Source organism: Streptomyces xanthophaeus (assembly GCF_000725805.1).
Lineage (GTDB): Bacteria > Actinomycetota > Actinomycetes > Streptomycetales > Streptomycetaceae > Streptomyces > Streptomyces xanthophaeus.
Genome location: NZ_KL647132.1, coordinates 123,550 through 134,242, shown reverse-complemented (window position 1 = coordinate 134,242; position 10,693 = coordinate 123,550). Strand labels below are relative to the sequence as shown.

Genomic DNA, 10,693 nt, shown 5'->3' with positions numbered 1-10,693 from the left:
ACTTACCGGCGCACCAACGAGGAGATCGGTTCGTGACGATCCGCGTAGGCATCAACGGTTTTGGCCGCATTGGCCGCAACTACTTCCGGGCGCTCCTTGAGCAGGGAGCGGACATCGAGATCGTCGGTGTCAACGACCTGACTGACAACGCCACTCTGGTGCACCTGCTCAAGTACGACACCATTCTGGGCCGCCTCAAGGCCGAGGTCTCCCACACCGACGACACCATCACCGTCGACGGCAACACCTTCAAGACCTTTGCCGAGCGTGACCCCGCGAACCTGCCCTGGGGCGAGCTGGGCGCCGACATCGTCATCGAGTCGACCGGCATCTTCACCAAGAAGGCCGACGCCGCCAAGCACATCGCCGCCGGCGCGAAGAAGGTCCTCATCTCGGCTCCGGCCAAGGACGAGGACATCACGATCGTGATGGGCGTCAACCAGGACAAGTACGACGCGGCCAGCCACCACGTCATCTCCAACGCCTCCTGCACCACCAACTGCGTGGCGCCGATGGCCAAGGTCCTCCTGGAGAACTTCGGCATCGTCAAGGGCATGATGACGACGGTCCACGCCTACACGAACGACCAGCGGATCCTGGACTTCCCGCACTCGGACCTGCGCCGCGCCCGCGCCGCCGCCGAGAACATCATCCCGACCACCACCGGTGCCGCCAAGGCCACCGCGCTGGTGATCCCGGAGCTGGCGGGCAAGCTCGACGGCATCGCGATGCGCGTCCCGGTCCCGACCGGTTCCGTGACCGACCTGGTCATCGAGCTGGAGCGCGAGGTGACCAAGGACGAGGTCAACAACGCCTTCCAGAAGGCCGCCGAGGGCCAGCTGAAGGGCATCCTCGACTACACCGAGGACGCGATCGTCTCCTCCGACATCGTGAACTGGCCCGCCTCCTGCACCTTCGACTCCTCCCTGACCATGGTCCAGGGCAAGAACGTCAAGGTCATCGGCTGGTACGACAACGAGTGGGGCTACTCCAACCGTCTCGTCGACCTCACGGTCTTCGTCGGTGGCCAGCTCTAAGGCCTTCCGGCTTCCTGTACACGAGGTCTAAGGCAAGGCACCAGGATGTGAGCACAGGGTCCGGGCAGCGCGACGAAGCGCCGCACGGGCCCTGTGGCTTGTCTCGTTCTCCCTTCCTCGCCCTAGGGTGAAGGGCTGACAAGGAGTAGGAACCACATGAAGACGATCGACGAACTGCTCGCCGAGGGCGTCAAGGGCAAGCGGGTCTTCGTCCGCGCGGACCTCAACGTCCCGTTCGCGAAGGGCACCACCACCATCACCGACGACGGCCGCATCCGCGCCGTCCAGCCGACCATCGCGAAGCTCGCCGAAGCCGGCGCCCGCGTGGTCGTCGCCTCGCACCTCGGCCGCCCCAAGGGCACGGGCGTGGAGCCGGAGTTCTCCCTCGCCCCCGCCGCCGCGCGGCTCGGCGAGCTGCTCGGCGCGGACGTCGCGTTCGCCACCGACACCGTCGGCTCCTCCGCCAAGGAGACCGTCGCGGCCCTCACCGACGGCCAGGTCGCCGTCATCGAGAACCTGCGCTTCAACGCGGGCGAGACCTCGAAGGACGACGCCGAGCGCGGCGCCTTCGCCGACCAGCTCGCCGAGCTGGCCGACGTCTACGTCGGTGACGGCTTCGGCGCCGTGCACCGCAAGCACGCCTCGGTCTTCGACCTGCCCGCGCGCCTGCCGCACGTGGCCGGCTACCTCATCGCCACCGAGGTCGGCGTCCTGAAGAAGCTGACCGACGAGGTCGAGCGCCCGTACGTGGTCGTGCTCGGCGGCGCCAAGGTCTCCGACAAGCTCGCCGTCATCGACCAGCTGCTCGGCAAGGCCGACCGCATCCTCATCGGCGGCGGCATGGCGTACACCTTCCTCCACGCCCAGGGTCACGAGGTCGGCATCTCCCTGCTCCAGAAGGACCAGGTGGACGTCGTCAAGGAGTACATGAAGCGCGCCGAGGACACCGGCGTCGAGCTGGTCCTGCCGGTCGACGTCCTGGTCTCCTCCGACTTCCCGGACCTGAAGACCAAGGCCCCCGCCGACTTCGAGACCGTCGCCGCCGACGCGATCCCGGAGACCAAGGAAGGCCTCGACATCGGTCCCAAGACGCGCGAGCTCTACGCGTCCAAGATCGCCGACGCCAAGACCGTCTTCTGGAACGGTCCGGTCGGCGTCTTCGAGCACCCCGACTACGCGGGCGGTACCACCGCCATCGCGCAGGCCCTCGTCGACAGCAGCGCCTTCACCGTCGTCGGCGGTGGCGACAGCGCTGCCGCGGTCCGCATCCTGGGCTTCGACGAGAACGCATTCGGCCACATTTCCACCGGTGGCGGCGCCTCCCTCGAATACCTCGAGGGCAAGACGCTCCCCGGTCTCGCCGCCCTGGAGGGCTGAACCCCCATGTCTGCTGACACCCGCACCCCGCTCATGGCGGGCAACTGGAAGATGAACCTCAACCACCTCGAGGCCATCGCCCACGTCCAGAAGCTCGCCTTCGCGCTCGCCGACAAGGACTACGACGCCGTCGACGTCGCCGTCCTGCCGCCCTTCACCGACCTGCGCTCGGTCCAGACGCTGGTCGACGGCGACAAGCTGAAGATCAAGTACGGCGCCCAGGACCTCTCGGCGCAGGACTCCGGTGCCTACACCGGCGAGATCTCCGGCTCCATGCTGTCGAAGCTGAAGTGCACCTTCGTGGCCGTCGGCCACAGCGAGCGCCGCCAGTACCACGCCGAGAACGACGAGGTCTGCAACGCCAAGGTCAAGGCCGCCTACCGGCACGGGATCACCCCGATCCTGTGCGTCGGCGAGGGCCTGGACGTCCGCAAGGCCGGCCAGCAGGTCCCGCACACGCTGGCCCAGGTCGACGGCGGCCTCAAGGACGTCCCGGCCGAGCAGGTCGAGTCCATCGTGATCGCGTACGAGCCCGTCTGGGCCATCGGCACCGGCGAGGTCGCCACCCCCGAGGACGCCCAGGAGGTCTGCGGGGCGATCCGCGGCCGCCTCGCCGAGCTGTACTCCCAGGAGCTGGCCGACAAGGTCCGCATCCAGTACGGCGGCTCGGTCAAGTCCGGCAACATCGCGGCGATCATGGCCCAGCCCGATGTCGACGGCGCCCTGATCGGCGGCGCGGCGCTGGACGTGGACGAGTTCGTCAAGATCGTCCGCTTCCGCGACCAGTGAGTATGCGGTAGGGCGGATCCGTCGTACCCTTGCGGGGGCCAGGAGGCTGAACCACCAGCCACTGGCCCCCGCGCACTTCCCGGCACTGCCGGAAAGCCAGAGAAGCCAGAAAGTAGGAATCAGCCGTGATTATGGGGTTCTCGATCGCCCTGATCGTCTTCAGTGCCCTGCTGATGCTGCTCGTGCTGATGCACAAGGGCAAGGGCGGCGGCCTTTCCGACATGTTCGGTGGAGGCATGCAGTCGTCGGTCGGCGGTTCGTCCGTCGCCGAGCGGAACCTGGACCGGATCACCGTCGTCATCGGTCTGCTGTGGTTCGCGTGCATCCTGGCGCTGGGCCTGCTGATGAAGTCGAGCAGCTGACCGTTCTGGCCATTCCGGCGGACCGGTCGGCTCCGCCCGGCCTATCATGAGGTTCGGCGCCCGGTCGCGGAACGAGTAACTCTGCTTCCCGCCTCTGCGGGGTCGGTCCCTCCGTTCGCTGCAAGCGAGTTGGGCCGTACGTAGACCCAGGCGCCCGCAGCGGACATTTTCCACTCACGCTTTGCGGCACCATCACGCAGGGAGTTACGACCGTGGCAAGTGGCAACGCGATCCGTGGTAGCCGGGTCGGAGCGGGGCCGATGGGTGAGGCCGAGCGCGGCGAGTCCGCGCCCCGCCTGCGCATCTCCTTCTGGTGCTCGAACGGGCACGAGACGCAGCCCAGTTTCGCCAGCGACGCACAGGTGCCGGACAACTGGGACTGCCCGCGCTGCGGGTTCCCGGCCGGTCAGGACCGGGACAACCCCCCGGCACCGCCCCGCACCGAGCCCTACAAGACCCACTTGGCGTACGTACGGGAGCGTCGTACGGACGCCGACGGCGAGGCGATCCTCGCGGAGGCCCTCGCCAAGCTCCGCGGCGAGATCTGAATCCACCCGGCGCGCACATGACTTGGGGCCCGGCCCCGCAGGAAAGCCCTTCCTGCGGGGCCGGGCCTTTTTTGTGGAGGAGCGCGCCGATTGCGCCGGTACGCCGCAGCGCCTTCCGATCCTTTAAGTTGGAGCCCGGCGGGGCACGACAGGACGGAAGAAGTGGGTTGATGTCGGAGATGGACGCAGAGGGACGTACGAAGCTCGACCGGACGCCGCAGTGGCACGCACTGGGCAAGCACCGGGAGGAGTTCGGGCAGACGCATCTGCGGGAGCTGTTCGAGGCTCACCCGGGCCGCGGCACCGGATACACCCTGCAGGTCGGGGACCTGCACATCGACTACTCGAAGCACCTCGTGACCGACGAGACGCTGACCCTGCTGCGCGAGCTGGCGCAGGCCACCGGGGTGGCGGAGCTGCGCGAGGCGATGTTCCGCGGAGAGAAGATCAACACGACGGAGGACCGGGCCGTCCTGCACACCGCCCTGCGGGCGCCGAAGGGCACGGTCGTCGAGGTGGACGGGGAGGACGTGGTCCCCGGCGTCCACGCCGTCCTCGACAAGATGGCGGCCTTCGCCGACCGCGTCCGGTCGGGGGAGTGGACCGGCTTCACCGGCGAGCGCATCACGAACGTCGTCAACATCGGCATCGGCGGCTCCGACCTCGGTCCGGCGATGGCGTACGAAGCCCTGCGCGCCTTCACCGACCGCGGCCTGACCCTGCGGTTCGTCTCCAACGTGGACGGCGCGGACCTGCACGAAGCCCTGCGGGACCTGGACCCGGCCCGGACGCTGTTCATCATCGCCTCCAAGACCTTCACCACCATCGAGACCATCACCAACGCCACTTCGGCGCGCGGCTGGCTGCTCGACGGTCTCGGCGGCGACCAGCAGGCGGTGGCACGGCACTTCGTGGCGCTGTCCACCAACGCCGAGAAGGTCACGGACTTCGGCATCGACCCGGCCAACATGTTCGAGTTCTGGGACTGGGTCGGCGGCCGCTACTCCTTCGACTCCGCCATCGGGCTCTCCCTGATGATCGCGATCGGCCCGGACGCCTTCCGCGAGCTGCTCGGCGGCTTCCACGCCATGGACCGGCACTTCCGCACGGCGCCGCCGGAGGAGAACGCCCCGCTCCTGCTGGGGCTGTTGGGGATCTGGTACAGCGCGTTCTTCGACGCGCAGTCGCACGCCGTCCTCCCGTACAGCCACTACCTGTCGCGCTTCACCGCGTACTTGCAGCAGCTGGACATGGAGTCCAACGGCAAGTCCGTCGACCGCGACGGCGATCCGGTGCAGTGGCAGACCGGCCCGGTGGTGTGGGGCACGCCCGGCACCAACGGGCAGCACGCCTACTACCAGCTGATCCACCAGGGCACCCGGATGATCCCCGCGGACTTCATCGGCTTCGCCCGCCCGGTGGCCGACCTCCCGCCGGCGCTGGCGGCCCAGCACGACCTGCTGATGGCGAACTTCTTCGCCCAGACGCAGGCGCTGGCCTTCGGCAAGACGGCCGACGAGGTCCGGGCGGAGGGCGCCCCGGAGTCGCTGGTCCCGCACAAGACCTTCCAGGGCAACCACCCGACGACCACGATCCTGGCCCGCGACCTCACCCCGTCCGTACTGGGCCAGCTGGTCGCCCTGTACGAGCACAAGGTGTTCGTCCAGGGCGCGGTCTGGAACATCGACTCCTTCGACCAGTGGGGCGTCGAGCTCGGCAAGGTGCTCGCCAAGCGCGTCGAGCCCGCGCTGACGGAGGGCGCGGACGTGCCGGGCCTGGACGCCTCGACGAAGGCGCTGGTGGCCACGTACCGCAAGCTGCGCGACCGCGGCTGAGGCGACCGGAGCCGCCGGTACGACGGAGCGCCCCGCACCGGGAAGGTGCGGGGCGCTCTGCGTCGTGGCCGGGTCAGGCCTGGGACGGCGGGTACATGTCCAAGGGGAGCCGGGCCGCCGCCGCGCGGTCCAGGAGCCACAGGGTGCGGGACCGGCCGCGGGCGGCCGCCGCCGGGGCCTGGACCTCGCCCGCGCCGCCGAGGGCGATGGCCACGGCGCCGGCCTTGTCCTCACCCGCCGCCAGCAGCCAGACCTCGCGGGCCGCCCGGATGGCCGGGAGGGTCAGCGAGATCCGGGTGGGCGGGGGCTTCGGGGCGCCGTGGACGCCGACCACCGTGCGCTCGCCCTCGCGGGCGGCCGGGTGCTCGGGGAACAGGGACGCCACGTGCGTGTCCGGGCCCACGCCCAGCATGAGCACGTCGAAGGTGGGGACGGGGCCGTGGTCCTCCGGGCCGGCGGCCTTCGCCAGCTCCGCCGCGTACGCCGCGGCCGCCGCGTCCACGTCGGCGCCGTACGGGCCGTCCGAGGCGGGCATGGCGTGCACGCGCGCGGGATCCACCGGGACGGCGTCCAGGAGGGCCTCGCGGGCCTGGACGTGGTTGCGTTCGGGGTCGTCGGCGGGGACGTAGCGCTCGTCGCCCCACCACAGGTCCAGCCGGGACCAGTCGACCGCGTCCCGGGCCGGGGCGGCGGCGAGGGCCGCCAGCAGCCCGTTGCCGTTGCGGCCGCCGGTGAGGACCACGGACGCGGAGCCGCGGGCCGCCTGCGCGTCCACGATCTTCGTGATGAGCCGGGCCGCCGCGGCCTGGGCCATCAGCTCCTTGTCCCGGTGGACGACGACCTGGGGAGTCGTCATACCCATGTGCTGCCGCCTTCGAGGTTGTGCGGGTGCGGATGTGGGTGCCGTTCCCGGGCCCGTACGGACCCCGGTCCCAGAACGCCGGGCGGGGCTGGGGATCCAGCCCCGCCCGGCGTCCGGGGTGCGGGTCCGGGCAGGGCCCGGGCCGGTGCTACTTGGCGGCCTTCTTCGCCGGCTTCGGCGAAGCGGGCTTCGGGGCAGGCGCCCCGGCCCCGGCGTCGGCCTCGGGCTCGGACCCGGGCTCGGACCCGGCCTTCGCCTTGGGCTTCGGCTCGGCCGGAGCCGCCTGGGCCAGCTTGGCCACGCCGAACTTCAGTGCGGACTCGTACGTGTTGTCCGGGTCCAGCCGGCGCAGTTCCTCCGCCAGGAGCTCGGCGGTCTCGCGGCGCTTGAGCGCCACCGCACGGTCGGGCTGCCCCGGCATGCACAGCGTGGCCAGGGCCCCGTCCGCCCGGTCCAGGACGATGTCGCCGTCCTTGGTCTCCAGGCGCACGGCCGTGAGGCCCGGGCCCGAGGACAGGGTGCGCTTGACGGGGACCTGGAGCCGGTCCGCCAGCCACATGGCCAGCAGCTCGCAGCTCGGGTTCTCGTCCTCGCCCTCGACGGTCGCGGAGAGCACCGAGTGCGACTGCTGGTCCAGCGCCGCCGCCAGCATGGAGCGCCACGGGGTGATCCGGGTCCAGGACAGGTCCGTGTCCCCGGGGGCGTACGCCGCGGCCCGCTTGGCGAGGGCCGGGACCGGTTCCTCGCAGGAGTACGTGTCCGTGATCCGGCGCTGCCCCAGTGTGCCGAGCGGATCGCCCGCCAGGTCCGCGGGAGCACCGTCCGGCCACCAGACGACCACGGGGGCGTCCGGCAGGAGCAGCGGGAGGACCACCGACTGCGCGTGGTCGACGAGCTCGCCGTGCAGGCGGAGCACAACCGTTTCACCGCTGCCGGAGTCCGCCCCGACGCGGACTTCCGCGTCGAGACGGGCGTCGCGGCGGCTGCGCGGCGAGCGGCTGACCCGCTTGACGACGACGACGATCCGCGAGGGGTGTTCGTGGGACGCGTCGTTCGCCGACTTGAGCGCGTCGTACGCGTTCTCCTCGTCGGTCACGATCACCAGCGTGAGGACCATGCCGATGGCCGGCGTGCCGATGTCCCGGCGTGCCTGCACCATCGCGGCATTGATCTTGCTGGAGTTGGTCTCCGTGAGGTCGATCTTCATGGCCGGCGCCAGCTCCGTCCGTCTCGTGCGAGCATCTCGTCCGCCTCGACCGGTCCCCAGGTGCCCGCCGGGTACTGCGCGGGCTTGCCGTGCTTGTCCCAGTACTCCTCGATCGGGTCGAGGATGTTCCAGGACAGCTCCACTTCCTGGTGGCGCGGGAAGAGGTTCGCGTCGCCGAGGAGCACGTCGAGGATCAGCCGCTCGTACGCCTCGGGGCTCGACTCCGTGAAGGACTCGCCGTAGGCGAAGTCCATCGTCACGTCCCGGACCTCCATGGAGGTGCCCGGAACCTTGGAACCGAAGCGGACCGTCACGCCCTCGTCCGGCTGGACCCGGATGACCAGGGCGTTCTGCCCCAGCTCCTCGGTCGCGCCCGACTCGAACGGGAGGTACGGGGCCCGCTTGAAGACCACCGCGATCTCGGTCACCCGGCGGCCCAGGCGCTTGCCGGTCCGCAGGTAGAACGGGACGCCCGCCCAGCGGCGGTTGTTGATCTCCAGGCGGACGGCCGCGTAGGTGTCGGTCTTCGACTTGGGGTCGATGCCGTCCTCTTCGAGGTAGCCGACGACCTTCTCGCCGCCCTGCCAGGCCGCCGAGTACTGGCCGCGCACGGTGTGCTTGCCCAGGTCCTCCGGCAGCTCCACGGCGGTCAGCACCTTGAGCTTCTCCGCCACCAGCGCCTTGGGGTGGAAGGAGCCGGGCTCCTCCATCGCGGTCAGCGCGAGCAGCTGGAGCAGGTGGTTCTGGATGACGTCACGGGCCGCGCCGATGCCGTCGTAGTAGCCGGCCCGGCCGCCGATGCCGATGTCCTCGGCCATGGTGATCTGCACGTGGTCGACGTACGACCGGTTCCAGATCGGCTCGAACATGGTGTTGGCGAAGCGGAGCGCCAGGATGTTCTGGACGGTCTCCTTGCCGAGGTAGTGGTCGATCCGGAAGACCTCGTCGCGCGGGAAGACCTCGTGGACGACCTTGTTGAGCTCTTCCGCGCTCTTCAGGTCGTGTCCGAAGGGCTTCTCGATGACGGCGCGCCGCCAGGAGCCGTCCTTCTGGGCCAGCCCGTGGTCCTTGAGCTGCTGGACCACCTTGGGGAAGAATTTCGGCGGGACGGACAGGTAGAAGGCGAAGTTGCCGCCCGTGCCCTGCGCCTTGTCCAGCTCCTCGATGGTGGCCTTCAGGGTCTCGAAGGCCGCGTCGTCGTCGAAGTCGCCCTGGACGAAGCGGCAGCCCTGCACCAGCTGCTGCCAGACCTCCTCGCGGAACGGCGTGCGCGAGTGCTCCTTGACGGCCTCGTACACCTCCGTGGCGAAGTCCTCGTGCTCCCACTCCCGGCGGGCGAAGCCGATCAGGGAGAAGCCCGGGGGAAGCAGGCCGCGATTGGCCAGGTCGTAGACGGCAGGCATCAGCTTCTTGCGCGACAGGTCACCCGTAACGCCGAAAATGACCAGGCCGGACGGCCCCGCGATGCGCGGGAGCCGCCGGTCCTGTGCGTCACGAAGCGGGTTCGCTCCGTTAACAGACAAAGTGTTCAGGCCTCCGTGGGGGCGAGGCGCTCAAGCTCCGCCTCGGTCGACTTCAGCAGGTCGTTCCAGGACACCGCGAACTTCTCGACGCCCTCGTCTTCCAGCAGCTGCACCACATCGTCGTACGAGATGCCCAGCTTCGCGACCGCATCGAGCTCGGCGCGGGCCTGCTCGTAGGTGCCGCGCACGGTGTCGCCCGTGATCTGCCCGTGGTCGGCCGCGGCCTCCAGGGTGGCCTCCGGCATGGTGTTCACCGTGTTCGGGGCGACCAGGTCGTCCACGTACAGGGTGTCCTTGTACGCCGGGTCCTTGACGCCGGTCGAGGCCCACAGCGGACGCTGCTTGTTGGCGCCGACCCGCTCCAGGGCGGTCCAGCGGTCCGAGGAGAAGACCTCCTCGTAGGCCTCGTAGGCCAGACGGGCGTTGGCGAGCGCCGCCTTGCCCTTGAGGGCCTTGGCCTCGTCCGTGCCCACCGCGTCCAGGCGCTTGTCGATCTCGCTGTCCACGCGGGACACGAAGAAGGAGGCGACCGAGTGGATCAGGGACAGGTCCAGGCCCGCGGCCTTGGCCTTCTCCAGACCCGCCAGGTACGCGTCCATGACCTCGCGGTAGCGCTCCAGCGAGAAGATCAGCGTGACGTTGACGCTGATGCCCTTGCCGATGACCTCGGTGATCGCCGGCAGGCCGGCCTTGGTCGCCGGGATCTTGATGAGCGTGTTCGGGCGGTCCACCAGCCAGGCCAGCTGCTTGGCCTCGGCGACGGTGGCCGGGGTGTTGTGCGCCAGGCGCGGGTCGACCTCGATCGACACGCGGCCGTCCTGGCCGTCCGTGCGGTCGTAGACCGGGCGCAGGATGTCGGCGGCGTCGCGGACGTCCGCCGTCGTGATCATGCGCAGGGCCTCTTCGACGGTCACCTTGCGGGTCGCGAGGTCGGTGAGCTGCTGCTCGTACCCCTCGCCGCCGCTGATGGCCTTCTGGAAGATCGCCGGGTTGGTGGTGACACCGACCACGTGCGACTGGTCGATGAGCTCCGCCAGGTTGCCGGACGTGATGCGCTTGCGGGACAGGTCGTCCAGCCAGATCGCCACGCCCTCGTCGGAGAGGCGCTTGAGTGCGTCTGTCATGGGAATTGCATCTCCTACTGGTGTTGTAC

The 10,693-nt window shown here is 69.7% G+C and carries 10 protein-coding genes; 6 read left to right on the top strand and 4 right to left on the bottom strand.

Annotation, left to right across the window (positions count from 1 at the left end; translation table 11 throughout):
* The first annotated feature begins 32 nt into the window (after positions 1-32).
* The 6 genes from gap (at position 33) to pgi (ending at position 5,948) form a co-directional block, all read left to right on the top strand.
* The gene (gap, locus tag IO30_RS0129990) at positions 33-1,037 is read left to right on the top strand and encodes a type I glyceraldehyde-3-phosphate dehydrogenase (protein WP_031148127.1); all 1,005 of its coding nucleotides are present in this window, start codon (positions 33-35) and stop codon (positions 1,035-1,037) included.
* 156 nt (positions 1,038-1,193) lie between these two features.
* A complete protein-coding gene (locus tag IO30_RS0129985; protein ID WP_031148125.1) occupies positions 1,194-2,414 on the top strand; it encodes a phosphoglycerate kinase in 1,221 nt (406 codons plus the stop codon).
* A gap of 6 nt (positions 2,415-2,420) precedes the next feature.
* Entirely contained in the window at positions 2,421-3,203 is a 783-nt protein-coding gene (tpiA, locus tag IO30_RS0129980; protein WP_031148122.1) for a triose-phosphate isomerase, read from the top strand.
* Positions 3,204-3,334: 131 nt separating this feature from the next.
* Positions 3,335-3,565 carry a preprotein translocase subunit SecG gene (gene secG / locus IO30_RS0129975; protein WP_031148120.1) on the top strand — a complete coding sequence of 77 codons (231 nt, stop codon included), beginning with the start codon at positions 3,335-3,337 and terminating at the stop codon, positions 3,563-3,565.
* A gap of 212 nt (positions 3,566-3,777) precedes the next feature.
* Positions 3,778-4,113, top strand: a complete 336-nt coding sequence (locus tag IO30_RS0129970; protein WP_078904317.1) for an RNA polymerase-binding protein RbpA — start codon at positions 3,778-3,780, stop codon at positions 4,111-4,113.
* A gap of 179 nt (positions 4,114-4,292) precedes the next feature.
* Positions 4,293-5,948: a glucose-6-phosphate isomerase gene (gene pgi / locus IO30_RS0129965; RefSeq protein ID WP_031148117.1), complete on the top strand. Its 1,656-nt coding sequence runs from the start codon at positions 4,293-4,295 to the stop codon at positions 5,946-5,948.
* A gap of 73 nt (positions 5,949-6,021) precedes the next feature.
* Here the strand turns inward: pgi and pgl are convergent, their stop codons facing one another.
* The 4 genes from pgl to tal form a co-directional block, all read right to left on the bottom strand.
* Positions 6,022-6,804: a 6-phosphogluconolactonase gene (gene pgl / locus IO30_RS0129960; RefSeq protein ID WP_031148116.1), complete on the bottom strand. Its 783-nt coding sequence runs from the start codon at positions 6,802-6,804 to the stop codon at positions 6,022-6,024.
* Between the two features lie 154 nt (positions 6,805-6,958).
* Positions 6,959-8,017, bottom strand: a complete 1,059-nt coding sequence (gene opcA, locus IO30_RS0129955; RefSeq protein WP_031148115.1) for a glucose-6-phosphate dehydrogenase assembly protein OpcA — start codon at positions 8,015-8,017, stop codon at positions 6,959-6,961.
* Positions 8,014-9,540, bottom strand: a complete 1,527-nt coding sequence (gene zwf, locus IO30_RS0129950) for a glucose-6-phosphate dehydrogenase (protein WP_031148114.1) — start codon at positions 9,538-9,540, stop codon at positions 8,014-8,016. Before zwf ends, opcA begins: the two co-directional genes overlap by 4 nt.
* Positions 9,541-9,545: 5 nt before the next feature.
* Positions 9,546-10,664: a transaldolase gene (gene tal, locus IO30_RS0129945; RefSeq protein WP_031148113.1), complete on the bottom strand. Its 1,119-nt coding sequence runs from the start codon at positions 10,662-10,664 to the stop codon at positions 9,546-9,548.
* Positions 10,665-10,693: the final 29 nt, after the last annotated feature.

Coding starts and splice junctions, on each gene's coding strand:
- IO30_RS0129985 (WP_031148125.1), top strand. CDS start 1,194: ATGAAGACGATCGACGAACTGCTCGCCGAGGGCGTCAAGGGCAAGCGG.
- tpiA (WP_031148122.1), top strand. CDS start 2,421: ATGTCTGCTGACACCCGCACCCCGCTCATGGCGGGCAACTGGAAGATG.
- secG (WP_031148120.1), top strand. CDS start 3,335: ATGGGGTTCTCGATCGCCCTGATCGTCTTCAGTGCCCTGCTGATGCTG.
- pgi (WP_031148117.1), top strand. CDS start 4,293: ATGGACGCAGAGGGACGTACGAAGCTCGACCGGACGCCGCAGTGGCAC.
- pgl (WP_031148116.1), bottom strand. CDS start 6,804: ATGACGACTCCCCAGGTCGTCGTCCACCGGGACAAGGAGCTGATGGCC.
- opcA (WP_031148115.1), bottom strand. CDS start 8,017: ATGAAGATCGACCTCACGGAGACCAACTCCAGCAAGATCAATGCCGCG.
- tal (WP_031148113.1), bottom strand. CDS start 10,664: ATGACAGACGCACTCAAGCGCCTCTCCGACGAGGGCGTGGCGATCTGG.